This is a genomic window from Paenibacillus sp. Lou8.1 (assembly GCF_024213565.1).
Lineage (GTDB): Bacteria > Bacillota > Bacilli > Paenibacillales > Paenibacillaceae > Paenibacillus > Paenibacillus polymyxa_B.
This window is the reverse complement of the sequence record NZ_JANAVN010000016.1, coordinates 61719-84383: the sequence shown is the minus strand read 5'-3', so window position 1 is coordinate 84383 and position 22665 is coordinate 61719. Positions and strand designations below refer to the sequence as shown.

At 46.7% G+C, this 22665-nt stretch carries 26 protein-coding genes; 2 read left to right on the top strand and 24 right to left on the bottom strand.

Annotated features, from left to right (window positions below; translation table 11 throughout):
- Window positions 1-15 precede the first annotated feature (15 nt).
- The 14 genes from trpE to mtrB form a co-directional block, all read right to left on the bottom strand.
- Window positions 16-1566 carry an anthranilate synthase component I gene (gene trpE, locus NLX78_RS21410; RefSeq protein ID WP_235309591.1) on the bottom strand — a complete coding sequence of 517 codons (1551 nt, stop codon included), beginning with the start codon at window positions 1564-1566 and terminating at the stop codon, window positions 16-18.
- 385 nt (window positions 1567-1951) lie between these two features.
- Window positions 1952-2326 (bottom strand): chorismate mutase, encoded by a 375-nt coding sequence (aroH, locus tag NLX78_RS21405; protein WP_013310718.1) that lies wholly within the window; start codon window positions 2324-2326, stop codon window positions 1952-1954.
- A 2-nt stretch (window positions 2327-2328) separates the two neighbouring features.
- Window positions 2329-3423 (bottom strand): 3-dehydroquinate synthase, encoded by a 1095-nt coding sequence (gene aroB, locus NLX78_RS21400; protein ID WP_254351454.1) that lies wholly within the window; start codon window positions 3421-3423, stop codon window positions 2329-2331.
- Window position 3424: 1 nt separating this feature from the next.
- Window positions 3425-4594 carry a chorismate synthase gene (aroC, locus tag NLX78_RS21395; RefSeq protein WP_013310720.1) on the bottom strand — a complete coding sequence of 390 codons (1170 nt, stop codon included), beginning with the start codon at window positions 4592-4594 and terminating at the stop codon, window positions 3425-3427.
- A gap of 229 nt (window positions 4595-4823) precedes the next feature.
- Window positions 4824-5624, bottom strand: coding sequence for a CheR family methyltransferase (locus NLX78_RS21390; protein ID WP_023989169.1), 801 nt, complete (start codon window positions 5622-5624; stop codon window positions 4824-4826).
- A 30-nt stretch (window positions 5625-5654) separates the two neighbouring features.
- Complete coding sequence (gene ndk, locus NLX78_RS21385; RefSeq protein ID WP_254325410.1) at window positions 5655-6098, bottom strand: nucleoside-diphosphate kinase; 444 nt, start codon at window positions 6096-6098, stop codon at window positions 5655-5657.
- A gap of 110 nt (window positions 6099-6208) precedes the next feature.
- Entirely contained in the window at window positions 6209-7183 is a 975-nt protein-coding gene (locus NLX78_RS21380) for a polyprenyl synthetase family protein (protein ID WP_061829212.1), read from the bottom strand.
- Window positions 7180-8046, bottom strand: coding sequence for a menaquinone biosynthetic enzyme MqnA/MqnD family protein (locus NLX78_RS21375; protein WP_235309589.1), 867 nt, complete (start codon window positions 8044-8046; stop codon window positions 7180-7182). Before NLX78_RS21375 ends, NLX78_RS21380 begins: the two co-directional genes overlap by 4 nt.
- Window positions 8003-8662, bottom strand: a complete 660-nt coding sequence (locus NLX78_RS21370) for a UbiX family flavin prenyltransferase (RefSeq protein ID WP_061829214.1) — start codon at window positions 8660-8662, stop codon at window positions 8003-8005. The genes NLX78_RS21375 and NLX78_RS21370 overlap by 44 nt, the downstream gene beginning before the upstream one ends.
- Window positions 8662-9534: a UbiA-like polyprenyltransferase gene (locus NLX78_RS21365; protein WP_061829215.1), complete on the bottom strand. Its 873-nt coding sequence runs from the start codon at window positions 9532-9534 to the stop codon at window positions 8662-8664. Before NLX78_RS21365 ends, NLX78_RS21370 begins: the two co-directional genes overlap by 1 nt.
- Window positions 9527-10255: a demethylmenaquinone methyltransferase gene (locus NLX78_RS21360; RefSeq protein WP_254325691.1), complete on the bottom strand. Its 729-nt coding sequence runs from the start codon at window positions 10253-10255 to the stop codon at window positions 9527-9529. Before NLX78_RS21360 ends, NLX78_RS21365 begins: the two co-directional genes overlap by 8 nt.
- Before the next feature lie 9 nt (window positions 10256-10264).
- Window positions 10265-11134: a heptaprenyl diphosphate synthase component 1 gene (locus NLX78_RS21355; protein WP_235309588.1), complete on the bottom strand. Its 870-nt coding sequence runs from the start codon at window positions 11132-11134 to the stop codon at window positions 10265-10267.
- Window positions 11135-11250: 116 nt separating this feature from the next.
- Window positions 11251-11802, bottom strand: a complete 552-nt coding sequence (locus NLX78_RS21350; RefSeq protein ID WP_061829217.1) for a hypothetical protein — start codon at window positions 11800-11802, stop codon at window positions 11251-11253.
- A gap of 98 nt (window positions 11803-11900) precedes the next feature.
- Window positions 11901-12131, bottom strand: coding sequence for a trp RNA-binding attenuation protein MtrB (gene mtrB / locus NLX78_RS21345; protein WP_013310730.1), 231 nt, complete (start codon window positions 12129-12131; stop codon window positions 11901-11903).
- 37 nt (window positions 12132-12168) lie between these two features.
- Between mtrB and NLX78_RS21340 the strand changes: the two genes are divergently transcribed.
- Window positions 12169-12462 carry a hypothetical protein gene (locus NLX78_RS21340; RefSeq protein WP_165176772.1) on the top strand — a complete coding sequence of 98 codons (294 nt, stop codon included), beginning with the start codon at window positions 12169-12171 and terminating at the stop codon, window positions 12460-12462.
- 71 nt (window positions 12463-12533) lie between these two features.
- Here the strand turns inward: NLX78_RS21340 and NLX78_RS21335 are convergent, their stop codons facing one another.
- The 5 genes from NLX78_RS21335 to NLX78_RS21315 form a co-directional block, all read right to left on the bottom strand.
- The gene (locus tag NLX78_RS21335) at window positions 12534-12806 is read right to left on the bottom strand and encodes an HU family DNA-binding protein (RefSeq protein WP_013310732.1); all 273 of its coding nucleotides are present in this window, start codon (window positions 12804-12806) and stop codon (window positions 12534-12536) included.
- A 247-nt stretch (window positions 12807-13053) separates the two neighbouring features.
- Window positions 13054-14040 (bottom strand): ABC transporter permease, encoded by a 987-nt coding sequence (locus tag NLX78_RS21330; RefSeq protein WP_165177228.1) that lies wholly within the window; start codon window positions 14038-14040, stop codon window positions 13054-13056.
- Window positions 14037-15554 carry a sugar ABC transporter ATP-binding protein gene (locus NLX78_RS21325; RefSeq protein WP_254351453.1) on the bottom strand — a complete coding sequence of 506 codons (1518 nt, stop codon included), beginning with the start codon at window positions 15552-15554 and terminating at the stop codon, window positions 14037-14039. The genes NLX78_RS21330 and NLX78_RS21325 overlap by 4 nt, the downstream gene beginning before the upstream one ends.
- A 67-nt stretch (window positions 15555-15621) precedes the next feature.
- Entirely contained in the window at window positions 15622-16737 is a 1116-nt protein-coding gene (locus NLX78_RS21320; protein WP_250268708.1) for a sugar ABC transporter substrate-binding protein, read from the bottom strand.
- A 251-nt stretch (window positions 16738-16988) separates the two neighbouring features.
- Window positions 16989-17921, bottom strand: a complete 933-nt coding sequence (locus NLX78_RS21315; protein ID WP_061829222.1) for a zinc-binding dehydrogenase — start codon at window positions 17919-17921, stop codon at window positions 16989-16991.
- Window positions 17922-18052: 131 nt separating this feature from the next.
- Here NLX78_RS21315 and NLX78_RS21310 point away from each other — a divergent pair, with 131 nt between their 5' ends.
- Window positions 18053-18964: an MmyB family transcriptional regulator gene (locus tag NLX78_RS21310; RefSeq protein ID WP_061829223.1), complete on the top strand. Its 912-nt coding sequence runs from the start codon at window positions 18053-18055 to the stop codon at window positions 18962-18964.
- Window positions 18965-19144: 180 nt separating this feature from the next.
- On the opposite strand, the gene spoIVA is transcribed toward NLX78_RS21310, so the two are convergent.
- The 5 genes from spoIVA to NLX78_RS21285 all read right to left on the bottom strand — a co-directional run bounded on the left by spoIVA (window position 19145) and on the right by NLX78_RS21285 (window position 22539).
- A complete protein-coding gene (gene spoIVA, locus NLX78_RS21305) occupies window positions 19145-20623 on the bottom strand; it encodes a stage IV sporulation protein A (RefSeq protein WP_023989182.1) in 1479 nt (492 codons plus the stop codon).
- Window positions 20624-20661: 38 nt separating this feature from the next.
- The gene (locus tag NLX78_RS21300) at window positions 20662-20799 is read right to left on the bottom strand and encodes a hypothetical protein (protein ID WP_013371690.1); all 138 of its coding nucleotides are present in this window, start codon (window positions 20797-20799) and stop codon (window positions 20662-20664) included.
- 245 nt (window positions 20800-21044) lie between these two features.
- Window positions 21045-21395 (bottom strand): 2Fe-2S iron-sulfur cluster-binding protein, encoded by a 351-nt coding sequence (locus NLX78_RS21295; RefSeq protein ID WP_235309581.1) that lies wholly within the window; start codon window positions 21393-21395, stop codon window positions 21045-21047.
- A 39-nt stretch (window positions 21396-21434) separates the two neighbouring features.
- Complete coding sequence (locus NLX78_RS21290; RefSeq protein ID WP_254351452.1) at window positions 21435-22085, bottom strand: hypothetical protein; 651 nt, start codon at window positions 22083-22085, stop codon at window positions 21435-21437.
- A gap of 178 nt (window positions 22086-22263) precedes the next feature.
- Complete coding sequence (locus NLX78_RS21285; RefSeq protein ID WP_013310741.1) at window positions 22264-22539, bottom strand: stage VI sporulation protein F; 276 nt, start codon at window positions 22537-22539, stop codon at window positions 22264-22266.
- Window positions 22540-22665 lie beyond the last annotated feature (126 nt).

Sequence of the window (22665 nt, the reverse complement as noted above, 5' to 3'; positions counted from 1 at the left end):
TCAGATTTTTGTGTGTTACGGAGTGTACAAATAATCCTGGTTGATGACGCTGTTATAGGGCTGTGTCGTTGCCGGGAACATCACTTCTGCCGTACGGATTGCCTTCAGCAATGCCTTCGCTTTGTTCACCGTCTCCTGATACTCGCTTTCCGGAACCGAGTCCCACACAATTCCAGCGCCTGCCTGGACATAGGCCCGGTTCTTTTTAAACACAATCGTGCGAATCGTAATGCAAGCGTCCATATTGCCTGAAAAGCCTAAATATCCAATCGCCCCTGCATAGGGTCCGCGTGCTTCCCGCTCCAACTCAGCAATAATCTCCATGGCTCGTAGCTTCGGAGCCCCCGATACGGTGCCGGCTGGCAGACAAGACAGGAAAGCATCGAAGAAATCTTTGTCCTCCCGTAGCTCACCTGACACATTGGATACAATGTGCATGACATGGGAATAGCGTTCAATCTCCATGAACGTATCGCATTTGACTGTGCCAAACTGTGATACACGGCCCAAATCATTTCTTCCCAAATCGACCAGCATCAGATGTTCTGCACGTTCTTTTTCATCGTTTAACAGTTCTTCAGCAAGTGCCACATCTTCTGTCTCCGTTACCCCACGCGGTCTCGTTCCTGCAATAGGACGGGTTTCTACCCGGCCGTTTTCCACCTTGACGAGTGCCTCAGGCGAAGTGCCTACGATGATCTCGTCATCCATTTTCAAATAATACATATATGGCGACGGGTTCATCGTGCGCAGCACGCGGTATACCTGTAAAGGTGAGGCCTCTGTATCAATGTGAAAACGCTGGGATAGTACAACCTGAAAAATATCACCGGAGCGGATATACTCCTTCGCCTGCTCTACGTTTGATATAAACTGTTCCTTCGTCACATTGGATTGGATCTCACCCAGTTCCACATCATCAGGAATGGAGGCTGATCCTAATCGCTCAGGCTGAGACTGCTTGCGCAGATACTGTGCCGTTTCCTCCAACTTGCGTTCCACGTCAGCATAAGCAGCACGAATGTCCTCATCGCGGAACCCTTCGCCTACATGAACATTGCCGACCAGCAAAATTTGCTGCTTCACATGATCAAAAACAATGACTTGATCGCAGAACATAAAACGAATATCATCCATATTCAAATCATCTACCGAATGCTCTGGTAGCTTTTCATAATATTGAAGCAGGTCATATCCAAAAAATCCGATAGCCCCGCCTGTAAATGGAGGCATTTCTTTCAGTTTCGGACTACGGTATTTACGAAGTAATGCTTTGAGCGCTTCAATCGGCTTGTCGTTTAATATTTGCCGTTTACCGTGTTGTTCCAATATCAAACGTCCTTTTTTACCCGAGACCATTAGAAACGGGTCTGTACCGATGAATGAATGTCGCGCCCACTGTTCGCCTCCCTCTACACTCTCTAGCAGAAAGGCACGGTCCCGCTCGGCATACCGACGGAAAATCCGAATCGGCGTCTCCATATCAGCCAGCACTTTTTTGTACACAGGAATCAGGTTAAATTCATTCGCCATCGTTATCACTTGCTCCACATGCGGCGTTAACATGAGATCACTTCCTTTCCAAATTGGCGCAGAACCATAGGAGAGAATATAAAAAAGCCTCTACCGGTAAGGTAGAGGCTGTCAGTTATTGAAATTATAAGAATGCTCCATATGTAAATGACTACAGCAAATAGATAAGTATACACTCATCCCTTTTGTATAAACACGCAGGTTGCTTCAAATAAGCTTCTCTGTAGAAGAATATCTCTTCATAGACAAAAGCTTACCTGCTACCGCCGGTCTCTGTAATCTCATATGGAATTGGCTAAGGCTGCACTCTTCTCATCTCAACTCTGTCTCTGGCTAACTCTACTCTACTTAACTCTGCTACACACACTATATCTCATGGGATGTTACTTTGGCAACCATCAACTTTAAAAACGGGCGCTTATTTCCCTTGGGAAGCCAGATCCGGTCTTAACGCCTGCGCTCCGTTCAAATATACATGTTTAATTTCACGCTGGGATTTATCGGTGTTCACCTGTACCATCAAACGAATGCACTTGGGTAAACTGCCTGCCACAGGAATTTCTAATGCACACATGAGCGGAACCATATCCCAGCCATCAAGCTGACGAATGGCCTTGGCTGGAAAGGCAGTATCCAGGTCATGGGTCACCGTAATCCATACGTTACTAATATCCTCCGGCTGAATTTCATTGTAGGATACAATTTCCTCCAGTAGTTGGCATGTTGCTTCCAAAATTTCGTTTTCTTCATTATTCACTACGGTCGTCGCGCCACGAATTCCCCGATTGTACATCGTTACGCCCCCTCTTTTAACTGTTCAATAACTTGTCGGATGTAAGAGACGGAAATATCCTTCACAACCTCCACGTGCCCGATGCTACGTGGGACGACAAAAGTAATGCTGCCTTCTTTGAACTTTTTGTCATGCATCATCGCGTCCAGCAGCCGATCTGTATCGAGATGTGACGGAAGGGAGGTCGGTAGCCGTAGCGAAGACAACATCTCCTTCGTTTCATCTACCAAAGAAGGATCTGCCCCCAGCTTCACGCCCAAAAGTGCGGAGCCGACCATACCGATAGAAATGGCTTCCCCGTGTAAAAACTCACCATACCCCGCAATGGCTTCAATCGCATGGCCAATCGTATGGCCTAAGTTCAGAATAGCGCGTAAATCATTTTCTCGTTCATCGCGCGACACTACTTCGGCTTTTACGGAACATCCCTTTTCCAGGCCGTACTCCAGAGCTATCGCATCCAGCGCAAGTAAATCAGTCGCATGGTCACGGCACCACTGGGCGAAATCAGCATCCCAGATCAAGCCATGCTTGATCATTTCAGCAAGCCCCGCAGATACCTCACGAGGAGGTAATGTTGACAACGTATCTACGTCATACAACACAAGTTCCGGTTGATGGAAGGCTCCTATCATATTTTTCGCCAAAGGATGATTGATGCCAACCTTACCGCCCACGCTACTGTCATGGGCAAGGATCGTAGTGGGGATCTGTACAAACTTGACACCTCTCATATAAGAAGCCGCCACAAATCCAGCCAAATCGCCCACCACACCACCACCAAGTGCAATAACTGCTGAATTGCGATCCAAGCCGCCCTCAATGGCTGCTGTTATAACCTGCTCAAATACAGCAAGCGACTTGGAGGTTTCACCTGGCTTAACGACAAAGGACACTGTCTTGTAGCCAGATGCCTGAAGATTGCTCTCCAATGTTGCCAAGTAGAATCCCGCTACATTTTCGTCAGAAACAATCAACAACGGGCTTTTTTGCGCAATTCCTCGTTCCTTCAACAACTCTCCGGCTCGATGTAAAAGCCCTCGTCCGATATGAATAGGATAAGAACGTTCCCCAAGCTGTACCGTCAGCGTACTCATCTTAGTACCGCCCCAGTTGTTCTTCGTAGGATGCAATATTCGCACGAATCTCTTCAATCGAATCCCCGCCGAATTTTTCTAGCAAAGCTTTCGCAATCTCCCAAGCTACCACATGCTCCATGACTACGCTAGCCGCGGGTACTGCACATGCATCCGAACGCTCAACCTGTGCAGTGAACGCTTCCTTTGTATCAATGTCGACGCTTTGCAGAGGTTTGTAAAGTGTGGGAATCGGCTTCATTACGCCACGAACCACAACTGGCATTCCATTCGTCATGCCACCCTCAAAACCACCCAAACGATTGGTACGACGGTGATATCCACGTTCCTCATCATATAGGATCTCGTCATGCACCTGTGAACCGCGCAATTCTCCTGCTTCAAAGCCAATGCCGATTTCCACGCCTTTAAATGCATTAATCGACATGACGCCTTGTGCAATACGTGCATCCAGCTTCCGATCATACTGTACATGACTGCCCAGACCAATCGGAACACCTTCTACAATACATTCCACTACCCCACCGACTGAATCACCTTCTTGCTTGATCAGATCAATATATGCTTCCATTTTCTTTTCGGTTTCTGGATCGGTTACTCTCACCGAGGAGGCTTCTGTCACGGCAATCAGCTCATCAATCGGCAGATCACGGTAAGGAGCTTCGATTTCCCCAATGCGGATGACCTGACCTGCCACCTTGATTCCGAACTCAGCCAGCAATTGACGGGCCAAACCGCCGCATGCCACACGAATTGCTGTTTCGCGTGCACTGGAGCGCTCCAGCACGTTACGAAGATCCTTCAGGTTGTATTTCATTCCGCCATTCAAATCCGCATGACCCGGACGTGGTCGGTGAACCCGACGTTTTTCCTCATCACTGCCTTCAATAGGCTCAATATTCATAATGTTCTGCCAGTGCTTCCAATCGTTATTTTCCACAACCAGCGCAATCGGTGCCCCCGTGGTATAGCCGTGACGTACGCCTCCGGCAATTTTCGCCGTATCTTTTTCAATCTGCATACGCCGACCCCGTCCATATCCTTTCTGACGACGGTGCAGCTGAAAATTCAATTCCTCAAAATCCAATTTTAAATTGCTCGGCATACCCTCTACAATGGCAGTTAGCTGGGGACCATGCGTTTCCCCCGCGGTTAAATAACGTAAACTCATGACGCGTTCCCCCTTTAAACTGTTAAACTGTGCATCGCTAAAACCTTTAACTGTGCTTCATTATAGTATACGCACCTTTCTTTGACAAGAAAAGCCACGTGTATGCAGATAAACAAAAACACGCCTCTTAGCCAAAGGAGCTAAAGGACGTGCTTTGCTGATAAGCCAACCATCAATTACTCAAAGATATAAATAAGTTCCTACAAAACTTTGGATGATATATGCAGGCTTATGCTTTTTTACGATAAAAAAAGGTTTCCGTCGATTCCAGACCATATTGGTTAGGAGAAAAGATTTGCTCTGTGCTACCGACAAATAACACACCGCCGGGACGAAGACTGGCTGCAAACTTTTGATACAACGTATGTTTGGCCTCTTCTGTAAAATAAATCATTACATTTCGACAGATAATGAGATCATAGCCATCCTCAAACCGATCCAGCAGCAAGTTTTGCTTTTGAAATTTCACGGCTTGTTTCAAACGGTCATCAATTCGATACATCGCACCATCCGGCTTGAAATATTTGCTAGCTACCTGCTCAGGTACATCCTTGAGCGAACGCTCCAAATATTTACCTTCCTTGGCTTTTGCCAATGCACCATCATCAATGTCGGAAGCTGTAATGGAGCAATTCCCCAAAATCCCTTTTCCGTCGAGAACCATAGCCAGGCTATAAGGCTCTTCACCAGTCGAGCAGGCCGCACTCCACAGCTTAAGCTTCTGCTTTCCTACAAGCAGTTGTGGCAAGATTGTATCCCGCAGCACTTCCCACCGATTGGGATTTCGCCAAAATTCCGAAACATTGATCGTCATCCGATCCAGAAATTCATAGAATAGAGGTTTTTCCTTCATCATGGCATCATAAAAAGAAACAAAACTGGGAAACCCGTTTTTGTTGCGAAGCGTAGTTAACCGCCTTTTCATCTGTGCTTCTTTGTATTGTGCAAGATCAATACCTGTGCTGTCCTTGATTTTGCGGATAAACGCTGTGTAATCGGGGTCCGTCTGACCCAGTTCCATATCCGTCATGCTACCATCCTTCTTCATACGTAATTAAACTTATACCCAGGTCGCCACACTTTTTTCATACCGAACGGATTCTTCCGGCAGGAAAAAATTTGCAATCTCGCGCTCTGCGCTCTCCGGTGAATCTGAACCATGAATGAGGTTAAACGGTGTATGTGCTGCAAAGTCTCCACGAATTGTGCCCGGAAGAGCTTCAGTTACTTGTGTTTTACCAATCAACAAGCGGGAGAGCGTAACGATGTTATCCCCTTCCCATACCATAGCAAACACAGGGCCTGATGTGATAAAACCTACAAGCTCTTCAAAAAAAGGCTTGCCCACATGCTCCGCATAATGCCGTTCTGCCTGTTCTCTAGATACTTGCACAAGCTTGCCAGCCGTCATTTTGAAGCCTTTGTCTTCCAGTCGACTGATGATACGTCCAATCAATCCACGTTGTACACCATCCGGTTTAACCATCAAAAAAGTACGATCCATCGGCTCACTCCCAATCCAATCTAATGTATTTATACAGTACTAAACTGTATTGTAACAGAAAGCTTGGAAACGGTTAAAGTATTTTGTCACAGCAAACCCAAAACACAACTTTAGTAGGAGCGGCGTGTTACAAAATGAGCAATATCGCGTAGCGTCTTTTTTGTTTTGACATCCGGTAGTAAGTCCAGCGCGTTTAGCGCTTTATTAATATATCGGTCGGCGAGAATTTCAGCTTTAGCGATTCCTTCACTTTTTTTGATCATATCCACCGCTTTGCGTGCATCTCCTTGCCCATCCCCATCCTGAATGCGGCGGATTTCAGCCAGTAGATCTGCACGCAGCTCAGGCTGTTCGAGCGCATAAATCACTGGAAGCGTAATATTCCCCTGTCTCATATCGCTGCCCGGCGGCTTGCCAATCTTTTTTTCCGTGCCACACAGATCGAGCAGATCATCCTGAATTTGAAAAGCCATACCTACGTTATAGCCATAGCTGTACAGCAGGGAATTGATACTTTCCCGTGCCCCTGCAGCCATAGCTCCCAACTGGCAGCTAACCGCAATCAACAATGCAGTTTTGCGCCGTATGCGAAGCAAATAATTACGCACACTCTGATCCACATTAAAAAAATCACGAATCTGTTCCATTTCACCAATGGACATCTGCACCAGCGCTTTAGACAGTACCCGGTGAATGTCGGGATTCGGCAGTCCAGCAGCAATAGACAGCGCACGTGCATATATGTAGTCTCCGGTGTACATAGCCACCCGATTGTCCCATTTGGACTTCACGGTGGGTTGACCGCGTCTCATTTCCGCATCGTCAATCACATCGTCGTGAACGAGAGAGGCAGAATGAATCAGTTCTAGAGGTACCGCTATACGCTTGAGCTTATCCAGATCATATTCTCCAAACTTGCCTCCCAGCAATACAAATACGGGACGCAAACGCTTGCCCCCTGCTTTAAGCAGATGAAGCGACGTATCATTAATCAACGGCTCCGTACTGTCGATACTGCGGTACAACTCTTCTTCTATAAAGTTCATATCCTTCTTTAATAAACCAAACAAATCCAATCGTTTCATTCTTTCACCCGTGTCAGCGTATTGTCACTCCAGAGAAGCGGCTTCACTCGTCGGTCAAGCAGCCCCAGTTCATGCGCATACTGAAAATAAAGCTCTAAACCTTGTTGTTGCTTCTCTCCAAAATCATAACACAGATTAGTAAAGTAGCGCTCCCAATAATCTCGCAGACCTCCAATTTCCTCGCATGCTTCAGAAATAACAGGCGTCAGGTCCGACAGACTACGCTGCTTACTTGCGCGGAACGCACTCGCAATTTCAGCCACCGCGGCAGGATTCTGAGCAGCAACAGCACGTCGTACTGCCCATACAGCAAAAGTCATACTGTAGCCCGTCCAGCGCTTCCACTCTTCTCCGAGGTCCGTAACATACAAATCTTCACTTCGCCAAGATGCCTTAATCGCGTGATCTCCAATCAATAGCCCTGCATCTGCCTGTTCCAGCATCAAGTCAAGATCCGGTTCACAGTCAAAATAGGAAGGTTGACCTTCCCATGCCTTTTGCATCAAAATTTTCAACAAATTCACGGATGTAGCAGACGTATTCGTAAGTGCAATGGTTCCGTTTTTGATTTCGTCCAGCGGCTTGCGTGAAAATAGTAAAATGGATTGCACAGGACCATCTGCACTGACGGATAAATCTGGCAACAATAGCATTTCCTCAGCACCCGATGCATACGCAAAGGAAGACATCGCACTAATATCCAAACTTCCAGTCAGCATACCTCGATTCAATTCAGCCGGAACTTTAGATACCATCTCCGCCGAATGGAGAAGCTTAGAAGGATTAAAAAAATGAAAAATAGGCCAAGCGTTTGTATATTTAATTTTTCCGATTGTGATTGTCTTGGTGTCCGGTGTCGGCATCGGAATCCCCCCATCTCGTAAACAATTGATGTTCTATACGCAAGCTGTCCAATACTTTGCCTACGAGGAACAGCACAATATCATCCAGCGTCTTGGGATGAAAGTAAAAAGCCGGCATAGCCGGAATCATTTTGACGCCGAGTCTCGCAAGCTTAAGCATGTTTTCCAAATGAATGGCATGTAGAGGCGTCTCACGAGGCACAAGGATCAGCGGACGACCTTCCTTCATCATCACGTCCGCTGCCCTCGCCATGAGATTATCGGACGAACCGTGTGCCACTGCTGACAACGTCCCCATCGAGCATGGCATGATAATCATCGCATCCACCAAATAAGAGCCGCTCGCAATCGAAGCTCCAATATCTGTGAACGGATGGTATACAAGAGAACCGGGACGGCCTCCGAATTGTTCATTCAAAGCCCCTTCCCGGTCAGTCACATTCCAGCCCAACTCCTCTTTCAACACCCGCCAGCCAGCATTGGAAACGATCAGGTGAACTGTGTATTGCAAGTCCAGCAGAGTCTCTACCAGTCGCACACCATAAATGCTTCCGCTCGCGCCTGTAATGCCAATAACGATTCGTTTGCCTTGATGTCCGCTCACCTGATTATTCATTAGTATTGACGCACCACCAAATCAATCAGTGTAAAGGCAAATACGACAGTGCTAAGTACACCGTTCATAGTAAAGAATGCCGTCTGCAATCGACTCAAATCTTTTGGAGATACGATATAGTGTTCATAAAATAAAATAATGTACGAAATAATCATGCCCGCCAGATACCACCAGCTTAAATCTGCAATAAAGAACAATACAATAAATCCGATCGCCGTAATGACGTGGAATGCCCGAGCGATGTTCAGCGCACCTGCTACACCAAAACGGGCAGGAATAGAATAAACTCCTTCGTTTTGGTCAAAATCTATATCCTGACAAGCATAAATTACATCAAATCCCGCCGTCCAAAATGCAATCGTGAGATATAGTACGATAGCGGTCAAATCTATTTGTCCCGTTACTGCAACCCACGCGCCTAGTGGCGCCAAACCAATGGTCAGACCAAGTACAATATGGCAAAGCCAAGTGAAACGCTTGGTGTAAGAATAAAAAACGAGCATAAAAAAGGCCAGCGGAAACAGCTTGAACGCCAGCGGACTTAACTTGAATGATGCCCAGAATAACAACACCAAACTGACGATAATAAAAATCACCACTTCGCTCGATTTGAGCAACCCCGCTGGGATAGCGCGTCCTGCTGTGCGCGGATTTTTCCCGTCAATCACCCGGTCAATCATACGATTGAAGCCAAAAGCCGCGCTACGTGCGCCAACCATAGCTAGCAGGATCCAGCCGATCTGCGGCCAGGAGGGAAGGTTGCCTGTCACGACAACAGACCCCAATACAGCCCCCATGAATGCAAATGGGAGCGCAAATAACGTATGTTCAATTTTAATCATTTCCAAAAAAATAGCAATTTTCTTAAACATGCTGACTCTCCTTGATTCCAATGTGCAATGCCGCAATGCCTCCGGTGAGAGAATGAGCCTGAACATCCTTCAATCCGACTTCACGGAAGATGCCAGCCAACTCATCCCTTCCTGGAAAAAGCGCCAACGAATCAGGGAGCCATTTATACTGCTCATAACGTTTGGCGAACAATTTGCCGAGCATGGGCAAGATGTGTTGAAAATATGTGTAGTAAATTCCCTTGAACGGCTGCCAAGTAGGTTTGGACAATTCCAGACATACGACCTGCCCGCCAGGTTTGACGACTCGTTGCATCTCCTGTAACACTTGGCGCAGGTCAGGCACGTTGCGCAGACCGAAACCAATCGTCGCATAATCAAATGAATTATCTTCAAAAGGTAGTTCCATCGCGTTGCCCTGAACAAGCTTAATTTGCTTTTCACGGGATTCTGATGTAATCTTACGCTCGCCAACATTGAGCATGTTCTGACTAAAATCCAGTCCTACGATGTGACCACTTTCACTTGCACGCGCCATCGCAAGCGTCCAGTCACATGTGCCACAGCAAAGATCGATTGCCGTATCGCCGCGATGCATGTTCATTTTTTTCATCGTAAATTTCCGCCAAGCCTTATGTCTGCGAAAGCTCAGTATATCGTTCATCAAATCGTATTTACCTGCTATACTTTCAAACACGCCATGAACGAATTGTTCTTTCGGCTTGGTGTCGCTTGGTCCCATCACGTTCACCTAACCTTCCCTCACAACTGGGTGCGGACTATTTAGCAGCTTCAGGAAAGGCTCAAGCATGCGTTCAAATTCCTCGATCCCCGTATTTTGATCATCTGACAGGATCTGCCGGATGTGTGTAACTGCCGTGCGAAGCTTGTCCAGTATCGCATCCTCGGCTTTGTATTTCAGAACCAGCTTACGCCATGCTTCAGTGTCAGTACCACTCTCTGAAAGCAATACCTGCTCGTTCCGGTCCCCGTTACTATAAATATGCCAGAACATATATCCGAAACGGGACTTGTCCGGTTCTGTCCGCTTCCCCCATTCCTCCACCAAGGTATCACAGAGGGCAAATTTGTTGAGAAGCTGCTTCCAAATTTCCTGATCCTGTTCTGCTACAAGTGAAGTGAATGATAAAAAAAGCTCCTTTTTGAAACGAACCATCTGAGTTAAATACTGAGTTGCATCCAATCGGAATTGCTTCATTCCCCAGTACAGACTCATTTTCCCTGCGTTCACTTCACATACAGCATCACTCAGCTTCGAAATGGCCGTGATGCGGCCTGCCAGTGCAAGCAACTGATAAAAACGACTGCTAAAATAGTCCCCTGCTAACACTTTCAGCTGTCTGGAACGCATCTCCTCCGGGCTCCGTATACCGGATAGAGTATCAATCATATCATGCGTATCCAGCCCCATCTGCACAAGTGAGGTTACCAATGCGTACAGTTCGTCCTCACTGGCATGCAGCTCCTGCGCATTCCGGTTCAAAAACACAAACATCAAACGGGTACGGCTGTCAGGAAAAGCCGGCATTTCCGTATGTTGTTGAATCATGTCGTATTCCACATATTTCCTTGCTAATTGGGGTACGCGATACGGTTTCATCCTAAGCCTCCGAGACATGACTTTCTGCTATACTCAAATAATTGCAATGCCTTATATTATATCACAATTTAAAATGATTCGCGACTAAAGTACTGTAGGTCCACCGGCAGAAATATCTAATCTGTATATACACCGTTAAACCTGTTTTGCCACATGGGCGTTACTGTAATGCGGAAACGGGATTTCAATTCCTCTGGCAATTCCGCGCCTTCCCGGCTTCTCAGCTGTTCCAATGCCTCGTTCGTCCACTCGTTGCGGCGTATATCTGATGCAAGCAGCAAATGCCGTTCTCCTGACCATTCGTCCTGCGTCACCACCCGAAGCAGCAATTGCCGTACATTCGTCGTTCCGTAAAAGCTAAAAGCGGCAAGCTCCGCCATGTTTTGATAAATCTCTAGTGGGGCAGTTTCTTCCTTGGACAGCTTGACATCCAGGGTCAGGACTGAATGTTCCCAGCTTGCGCTTGCAATCGGTGTGGTCAACGGCAGCTCGTTCAGCGTATCCACCAGATTGTCATCCGACAGCAGCACCCGTTGCTGAGGCGAAATCGTCGCCTGTGTTTCACGAACTGCTGCGGTTCCCGAGTCCAGCACCTGTAAGGACGGCAGCAACACAGCTGCTGCGATGGTTATGAGAATGGAGCCACCGAATACAATCCAAGGTTTCATCAGAGCCTCCCCTGACCTCTACCTCATAATGTGGGTTTGCTACGGTAAAGGTCCTCACTCTCATTCTACAACAAAAAAAAGCAGGCTATGCCTGCATTTTAATCCTCAGTATCTACTACCCCGTGCTTAGTCATCACAACGGCTTTGCCGCGAATTTTAATAGCAGAAGTATGATCCGTAAATTGGACGATCAGTACCTCGCCCTTGTCCAATTTTTCTGAATGATGCAAGCGTGTATCCTGACCTCTAGTCAGACCAAAAACCTGACATCCGTTGCTTTTCGCTTTAATTACGACGTACTCACTGCTACCCGTCACATTATCTTCCATGTCCTTTTCCTCCCTGAGAGCCGAAGCTATACTTTTTATGATGGAGATTCAAGCTAGTTTTGTCAACTACATGCTTCCCGAGCTACCTGCAACAATTAGCGTGTCCCGAGCCATACTATCCGTGCAGTCCCATCCATTAAAGAAAGGAACGGATCTGATGAAAAACTATCTTCCCGCCAATCTCAGCCCTGCCCAAATCGAACGGCTTCAACAGCTAGAGCATGAATTTGCTGAGCTAACGGGTAAACCCCTGGTGCTGATCGCTTATGCCTCGCGAAACGCCAGAACAGCTTCCTCTTCTTCAGACCATAGCACATCTACCACGAAGTAAACAGGGCAAAAAGAAAAGGCCGTGAATCAAATTCACGGTCTTTTCAGCGCATTGGGAATATGTAAGAAATCTTATTTAATTCCGTCTTTGAGCGCTTTACCCGGTTTAAATGCCGGAATTTTGCTCGCAGGGATTTCGATTTCTTCTCCTGTTTGCGGGTTACGTCCTTTACGTGCGGAACGTTCACGAACCTCAAAGTTACCAAAACCTACCAGTTGTACTTTATCTCCGCTTTGCAGCGCTCCAGAGATCGCCTCAAATACTGCATCGATTGCTTTGGTTACGTCCTTTTTGGACAATTCAGTGCTTTCAGAAACCTGATTGATCAAATCCGTTTTATTCATAATATTCACCTCCCAATTCAAGTGTAGTCCAGCATTAAGGTTATCGGTGTTAATGACCGATATGAGGTCGCCTGTATAAAATAACCCGGGCGGCGTACTGCCTTCCATAATGTTATCATCTGTTTCCGTTTCGTCGTTAAATATACATAGAATATACCTAACCTCCGCAATATAGGCCGAAACTGGCGTTTTATGGCACCCTTCTTGCGTGGAACAAGGTTTATAGTAATACAGTCCACAGACAATTTCAAGTACGACGACGGTTTAACACGTAAAAAGTAACGGCCAGCGCAAGTACCAGCACTACTCCTTTGACAATATCATGGGCAAAATATTGCACATTCATCATCGTTAATCCATTAACCAACACACCGATCAATACCGCACCAATAAATGTACCAATGACATTGGGTTTACCAGCACCAAAGACCGAAAAACCGACGAATACTGCAGCTACCGCCTCCATGAGCAAAGGGGAACCTGCGTCAATTTGGCCTGAGCCTACTCGCGAGGCATACAAAATACCGGCAATCGCCGCAAATACGCCTGAAGCAACATAGGCCAGAGTACGGACTTTTTTTACCCGTATGCCCGACAGACGAGCAGCTTCCTCATTTCCACCCGTTACATACATTTGACGCCCATGCTTTGTATAGGTCAAGAAAACATGCACCGCCGCCACAGCCAGTAACAGTAAAATAACCGAAATCGGGATACCCAACCATTTACCTTGCCCCAGCAAAAGAAATGCAGGAGATATCTCCCCCGGCGCCTTGCTGCCATCGGGAAACTGCATATGATTGTATATGGTATAGCCTTGAGCGTACGTTTTGTGAATCCCGCTTACAATATACATGATTGCAAGGGTTGCGAGCAAATCAGGAATACGCAATTTAATGATCAATAATGAATTTAACAGTCCTACCAAAGCGCCGACAATCAGAGACACAATAATGACCACCGCAACAGGCTGCTCATACCAGACCATCAAAGAAGCTGAAACGACCGTTGTCAAAGATACTGTAGCTCCTACCGACAGGTCAAAACCATCCACGATAAGTGACAACGTCACACCAATGGCAACGAAAGTAACAATGGCAATCGATCCTAGAATATCCATTAAATTATCATAAGTCCAGAAATAAGGTAATGTAGATGAAAAAAACGCCAATACACCTATAATGACAACTACGGCACCGTATCGAAATGAGACGTTTAACCATTTTTCCTTCATGAATGCACCTCTTCACCGCCGCTGGCATACAACAGAAGCTGTTCCTGTTCCACTTCGCCCCGCGCAAATTCCTTTATAATTTTGCCATCATACATCACTGCAATCCGATCACCAATGCCAATCCCTTCAGCAAATTCACAGGTTAGATAGATGATTGCTTTTCCTTGCTCCGCCAACTGGCCAATGATACGGAAAATATCACTTTTTGCCCCTATATCCACACCCTTGGTTGGCTCGTCAAAAACAAATACATCCGCTCCCGAATGCAGCCATTTCCCAATCGCAACTTTTTGCTGATTCCCGCCACTCAAATATTTAACATTCTGACGGAGCGATGGCGTCTTAATACCGAGAGAGGCGACAATCCCATTACCGTTATTTCGTTCTTTACGCCGACTGATGAAACCAAGGACACTCAGCTTCCCCAATAGCGGAAGGCTGAGGTTTCTTTCTACACTCTCCTCAATTAGCACCCCCTGCTTACGCCGCTCCTCGGGTATGGACACAATTCCTCGAGCTACCGCGTCCGCTGGCTCTCTCAATCGAATGGAGCGCCCCTTAAAGGTCAGCTCTCCCTTATCCGGCTTGTCTGCTCCTGTAAGAAGTCGTGACAGCTCCGTCTTGCCTGCACCAACCAGACCCACAATAGAGAGAATTTCACCACGTCGGACCTGTAAATCAACGCCGTGCACTCGTAATCCTTTGTGAAGCCCTTTTGCTTCCAATATCGTTTCACCAATCGGTACCTCTGTTTTTGGGAATTCCTCTTCAAATGTTTTCCCAAGCATATGCGTAACGATGTCGCCTACACTTAAATCAGAAGCAGGCCCCGTGAACACGCGCTCACCATCACGCATCACCGTAACACGGTCACTGTGTTCGATAACCTCCGGCAATCGGTGTGTGATGAGAATACATGCAACCCCCTCATCCTTGAGTGTATGGATTGTACGGAACAAACGTCGCGTTTCTTCCTCGCTGAGCGGCGCCGTAGGCTCATCAAAAATGATCGTATTTGCTTGCTGTGTCAGAATACGTGCGATAAGTACAAGTTGTTTTTCTGCCAACGTCAGTTCAGACACATATCGTCGTACGTCAATATCTACCTCTAGACGTGCTAATGCCTCACGCGCTCGTCTGCGCATAGCCCCCGGCGCAGCCCACCATCGACCATCAGGTGCAGACAAATCGTCCATTACAATGTTTTCAGCGACGGTTAACTGAGGCACAAGCGCTGAATCAACCTCCTGATACACACAGTGGATTCCCGCTCTTTTGGCCTCCCACGGTGAACTAATGTTTAGTTCCTTGCCACCAACTACGATAACTCCCTGATCGGAACGATACGCACCGGACAAAATCTTCATCAATGTGCTTTTCCCTGCCCCGTTGGCACCCAGCAGAGCGTGAATTTCGCCACCCTGCACCGTAAAATCCACAGCTTGCAGCGCATCTACACCAGCAAACTGTTTGCTGATTTTCTTCATCTCCAATGTATATACTTGTGAACTCATGGTGCCCCCTCACGCCTGCTTATGATAAAAGCGCGCCGAAGCGCGCCTTTTGCATGATGCAAACATTTTATTTGGACGTTTCATATTCCTTCATCCAATCCTTATAGCCCTGCTCACTTTGGCCCCATCCCTCCACATATTGGGACAGCTCGGATGTGGAAATTTGCTTATCTGGCAGCGCTTCGCGTTGCACATATACAGCCTTCAATACGACTTTCTCCTCCGGATTATCCCCATGCAGCTTCTGATATGCATAGCGCACTTGTACGCGCCCGATATCTGTTGGATCAACGGCTGCCGAGGCCACCCAAGGATTTTTCGGGTCCTGGATCATTTGCAAGTCCTCGTCGCTCATGTCAATGCCGTAGACCTTAATTTCCGTACGTCCCGCTTGTTGGATCGCACGGGCTGCGCCTTTGGCAAATTCATCCCAAGCCGCCCAGACGGCTGTAATTTCGCCCTTAGGATATTGCTTTAATACAGCTTCCATTTTGGCTTGCGTATCTAAAGCAGGATTCTGAGCCGAACCAAAAGTCGCGATTTCTTTAATATCCGGATTGGATTTCAAAAATGCATCATAAGCAACCTGACGACGTTCCATCGGTGCAAATCCAGCAACCCATACTTTCACAATGTTACCTTTGCCGCCGATATCCTTTTTCATTTGCTCCAGCGTCAACTCAGCCATGCTTTGGTCATCCTGTGAGAGCACTACCGCACCCGGAACATTGACGGCAGCATCGAACACGATAACCGGAATATTGCGGGAAATTGCTTTTTTCAGTCCTGTCTCCAGCAATGCATCACCGTGATCAGTCAAAATGACATCAAACTGCTGGTTAATCGCACTATCAAGCAGAGAAGCCATTTTAGCCTTATCGTTATCTGCCACAAACTTAGTCAGCGTACCGCCAAATTTCTTAACTTCCTCTTCCACGCCTTGAACATACTGTTGCGAAAATGTGCCCGTGTTAAACTCCATGATCAACGCAACCCGTTTACCCTTTAGATTTAAATTGTCCGTTTTTCCGTTTGTTGTATTCGATCCCGCAGTGCTTGTCCCTTGAGTGCCGCTCTCTGTTTTCGGCACGCCGCATGCAGTGACCAGCAAAACCAGCACCAGTAGCATGATAGCCCCTAGCCCTAGCTTTTTGTTTCTTTGGAGCTCTTTTTGGATATTCATGATTTCATTTCCCCCTCGTTCAATCCACAAAATGATTCAAATTTGATACTTAATATATCGCTTTAAACCAAGTATGTAAATAGGTTTTATGAAATATAGAAAAATTTCCGGTTTTAAAGCCAAAACACAACAAACAACCGCCCCCCGATTGAATACCGGAAAACGGTTGCTGCTTAAATATGAAATCAGGACGGAGCCTAGTCCGAAGATACAATCCTGTTTTGTTATTTTAAATATGAGAAAGCTCACATCTAATTTATTTGGAGCACTGCTTTACCGGAGAACCTCCGATCTATCAGTTGTTGGGCAATAGTTCCAATTTCCTTCCAAGATGTCTCCACTTCGATCCTTGGTACTAACTGGCCTTTGGAAACAAATTCACCTAATAATTTCAGATCTTCCGCCGGCGAATAGCGATTTATCTCCTCTCCTAAAAAGAAGCTATACAAGGTTCTACCACCTAAGCCCCTGATATTAATCGTTGCGTAAGGTGAGGACGAATGTCCCATGGATACACATATTCCGTCTGGCACAAGCTGAGGCAGTAAGGCAGCTAGCGTATCACCACCTACTGAATCTATAATTAGATGATAAGGTCCAAATGCATCAACCGATGGAATCGCGGTATCTCCAACAATAACCTCATTAGCACCAGCCTCTTGAACAAGTAAGGCTTTTTCCGTTGTTCTGGCAACACCTACTGTAAAAGCTCCAGATTGCGCGGCTAGCTGATGTGCAAAAATTCCAACTCCGCCAGTCGAGCCAGTAATCAACATTCGCTTACCGAGCAGCATTCCTCCTTTTCTAAGCGTATAGAGCGCTGACAGACCAGCTACTGGTAAAGTAGCCGCCTGGGCAAAGGTAATATCATCGGGAAATTCAGCCAGTAATGAAGTAGGAGCAGCAACCTGTTCGGCCCATGCTCCCATCAAGAGAAGGCCTACGACACGGCTTCCCTGTTTCGGACCCGTGCCATCTTTAGCCTGCTCAACGACGATCCCAGAAAAATCCCAGCCTGGTCTGATCTGTCCTCCATTATTTCTTGCATCTACAACTTCACCCCGATTAAGAGAGAAGGCTTGTACTTGAACGATCGCTTCCCAAGGCTGGGCCTGTGGGGCGGCAACTTCCTTTATCGCAAAATATCCTGAAGCAAACGGATCTGTTACAATTGCACGAACCATATGATCTCCTCCATGTTTGTCATTGAGAACCCTTTGTAAATAGCTCCCTTTTTTCACAATGTAGTATACTGTAGGGAATCATGTGTACCAAGTGTAGAACTACACCTCATTATGAAAAGGATTGAAAAGAGATGACCATGCACAAGGATGAGGACTTCCAGCACAAAACATTAAAAATCGTATTGGGAGAGATTGAAGCTGTTCGTATGAAACGCCAGCGGGAATATACCGAGCAATCTCACCCGTTATTGAAACGATTTACTCAGCAGGAGCTTAATGATGAGGCCTGTCCTACATATAAAAATCTATTGGTTGGACGGTCTCGTCGAATACCGGATCGGCAAACGATGATCCATATTGCTGAGTATCTGGAGTGCACTTCAGATGAGCGCAACGATCTTCTCCTCGCCGCCGATTATCTTCCGATCCATTACGAATTGGAAGGACGGTCTCTGGAGCTGGCGCTGGAGCAAGCGCAGCAGATCATGAGTAATCTGCCTTTTCCGGCAATGATCGTCACTCATACCTTAGATATTAAGGGGTTAAATGAGCCGTTTCGCCAGTTATTTGATATCCCCTATGATTCTTTTATGAATGGCAAGCTGAATAAAGTTGATTTTCATTTTAACTCCGATTTTTCCATTCGGCCCCGTTCCACCTTCGATACTGAGTCGTTCGAACAATGGGAGTCTCATGCTATTTATGGGATACAAGCTTTTAGAAGGAATAACATGTTTTCCCGATACGACCATGGGTATAAAAAGTTAATTGACAGATTTCGAAAATACGACGACCTCAATAAATATTGGAATATGCAGCCAAAGGACTCAGCAAATGAAGTTGAGCAATCCAAAATCATTTTGGCCAGAATGGGAACCATGGCCGATTTTGTCCCTATTCGTTACAAGCAAATTCATCTTTCTGTAAGCAGCCACATGTATCCTGGAATTGAAGTGTACTTACCAATAGACGAACCTGCACGCAGAGTATTTGAATATTTGGGGTGTCCTGCAGAATGTCAGAACTTCGCGTTTAATGAATAGCCAGTCAATGAGAAACGAAAGCTCAATAAAAATAGAGGTAGTCTAGGACTTTATTTTCTCGTCCATGGCTACCCCTCTCTGGTTTTGGAGGTCAGTCTAATATTTTGTTTTCTGCGAACCGTAGAGAGCAAATTGCTCTCCACGGTAGTTCTCTTAAAGATTTTTTGGTGTGGCTTAGCCTTAAAGAATAATAGCAATAAGACCGCCGGAGCCTTCATTAATGATACGACCCAGCGTTTCCTGCAGCTTATAGCGTGCATTGTCCGGCATCATGGCGATTTTACCCTGAATGCCTTCCCGTACAATAGAATGCAGCGAACGTCCGAAAATGTCTGACTCCCAAATTTTGATTGGGTCATTCTCAAAATCCTGCATCAGATAGCGCATAAGCTCCTCACTTTGCTTCTCTGTTCCGATAATCGGAGCAAATTCCGATTCCACATCGACCCGAATCATGTGTATGGAAGGTGCTGTTGCCTTGAGCCGCACACCAAACCTTGTACCCTGACGAATCAACTGCGGATCGTCTAGTGCCATCTCGGACAACGACGGCGCGGCAATGCCATATCCCGTTGTCTTGACCATTTCCAGCGCCTCAGCGAAGCGGTCGTACTCCCGTTTGGCATGGGCAAAATCCTGCATCATTTGCAGCAAATGATCCTTGCCGCGAATCTCTACCCCGACGACTTCGACCAAAATCTGGTCGTACAGCTCATCGGGAGCATACAGATCAATTTCAGCTACGCCCTGCCCCATATTCATTCCGCTCAACCCGGCCCTGTCGATGAATTCATATTCCATAAACTGGCCAACCACTCGATCTACATCACGTAGGCGTCGAATATCTTTAACCGTATCGCGAACGGAATTTTCATAATTGCTTCGCAGCCAGTGCTCTTCGTTCAGCACCATGACCCAGCTCGGCAGGTTTACATTCACCTCATGCACCGGAAATTCATACAATACTTCACGAAGTACGCCTGTAACATCATCTTCTGTCATAGTCGCCGCGCTGAGTGTCATGACGGGTATATCGTACTTGGCAGCCAGCTCACTGCGAAGCTGGAGTGTTTCATCACTGCGCGGATGAGTGGAGTTGATAACCAAAACAAATGGTTTGCCAACTTCCTTCAACTCCTCAATGACGCGTTCCTCCGACTCTACATAAGAGCTGCGCGGGATTTCCGCAATCGTGCCGTCTGTAGTGACTACCACACCGAGCGTCGAATGCTCCTGAATAACCTTGCGTGTACCAATTTCTGCCGCTTCCTGAAAAGGAATAGGTTCTTCGAACCATGGTGTGGAGATCATCCTCGGACCATTTTCATCCTCGTAACCTTTTGCTCCTTCTACTGCATATCCTACACAGTCAACCAGACGTACATTCACATCCAGTCCTTCCGTTACTTTGATCTGGACGGCATTATTCGGTACGAATTTAGGCTCCGTCGTCATGATCGTCTTGCCTGCCGCACTTTGCGGCAACTCGTCTACGGCGCGGGCACGGTCCGCCTCACTTGTAATGTTTGGCAGAACAATCGTCTCCATAAACCGCTTGATAAACGTTGATTTTCCTGTTCGGACTGCGCCGACGACCCCAAGATAAATGTCTCCTCCGGTGCGTTCGGCAATGTCTTTAAAAATGTCCACTTTCTCCAATGAAATCCCCTCCTCAAAAGTCTCCGAAGGAAAAATGCTTAAAGAGCATCCGCTTCGTGTTCAACCAACTGCTTGATCCCAGATGCGGCAGAACAGCCTTTAAAATGCCCGGAAGTCGTCCGCCGCCGAGATTCAGGAGACTGATGGAATCGGCGAAACGGCGTAAACTCGTACATGCATTTGGACTGATACCATCATATGTATCCCCTCCGTAAAATATGTTTAGTTTTTTGAAAAATAGATTACGACAGAGCGATCATTGCAGAAACGATATTTTACGTTTGGGTCCACTCACCTAATATATGCGGGGCAAGGCTATCCCATGACTTTGTCGCTAGACTAAATAAAAAAAGGATGTTTCTCCTGACTGTTTAGAGTCGTCGGAAACCATCCTTTTTTTATTCTCCTGACATAATCGGCATTACCACAGTTCATCATCCATCGCCTGACGCTCCAGTTGCCGCCTGATAGCCGCCTTGAGCTTATCCTCCGGTATGGTTACCTCCATATCGCCTTGGACACGGGCCTGGCAGGATAAGCGTATTCCTTCATCCAGTAAAGGTCCCAGCTTCCGCTGCTCTGCATCGCTTGGTTGACCTGCGAATTCAGCCCATCCCGGTGATATTTGTACCTTACACATCAGACAGGCTGCTTTTCCATCACAACGAGTGGGAATATATACACCCGCTTTACGAGCAGCCTGAAGCAATGACGTACCCTGACCGACCTGCACGCGCCTGCCTGACGGCTTGAACGTAATCTGCACATTCATGAACGGTCCTCCAGTTCTCTTTATCCTAATACACACAGCTTATACTTCATTGCCCATCTGGATGACAGAGTGCAACTCTGGCCAAGGCAGAAGTTCTGCAAGCTTGTCCAATTGCTCCTCATTCCAAATATTACTGACTAGTAACTGCTTCAGTACAATTATATGACGTCGCGGGTCGCGCTTCATGACATCTGCAATCGCTTTGTACCGGTCGGGTCGATTTCGCAATATATTGAATAAAAGTTCATGACTGAGCGGCATCAGACGCAGTGAAGCACTCCCCAGCTCAAGCTGAACACCAGTCGACCAAAGTAGTCGCTCGATCTCTAAGCGGTATAACGCTCCGCCACATAATACCTCAAATCCTCCCACCAACTCGACTGGAAATCCCTTCAGATCATAGTGGCTCAGCAATGAAACGTAAGAGCCGCTACGATCAACCTGCTGTCGATCTATACTCATACCCAGGGGGTGCGAATGAAGCTGCTTTGCGGCATGAATATCCGCATAAATATCAATGTCCCGAGGCAGGCGATCCAGTTCAACTTCTTGCACAAGTAGTGAACAGCTTCCGCCCAGCATCCACGGAACCGACACTGTTGACCAGCTCTCTGCCAAGCTACTCAGCGCAACTGCCAGATTGTGAGGAAGCCTGTCCACTAACACTGATGATATTGCCTCCTTCAACATTATTGCCTCCTTTTCTGTCTTTCCTTCCGTTTCCTGATGGGCATCATTATAACATGTTCGACAGGGCAGTTCGATATTTTGTGTACTGAAAAAGAGGTTACCTACTCCAAAATACAAAAAAAACCGCGAACCTTCCCGGTTCACGGTGAATAATACTAACTGGCGTGCGGCCAGCGGTCTATTTTTTCATCATCATTTTCATCAACGCTTCCATATTGGAAGGATTCATTCCGCTCTTTTTGACGGCACCAACAATATCCCTTACTGTATCTTCCGACACCGGAATGTTGGCCATCGCAGACACCTGCTTGATAAGCTGACGCAGTTGCGCTTCGCTTTGAAGCGTGTCCGCCTTTACCGTGCCTGCCAGCTTTTTCACTGCATTTTCGGATATGTTTTTGCCGCCTTTTTTGTTAATGGCCTTCAATGCATCTTTCGGAAAGTTTTTATTCACAATCTCCCCTCCTCCGCCATTGCTCAACTCAGTCTATGAGTGGCAGAGACAAAAGGTGATTAAGCATACATAAGACATGCCAAACGCCTAACTAAAAAAGGCTATCTCATTATAGAAAAAATCTAC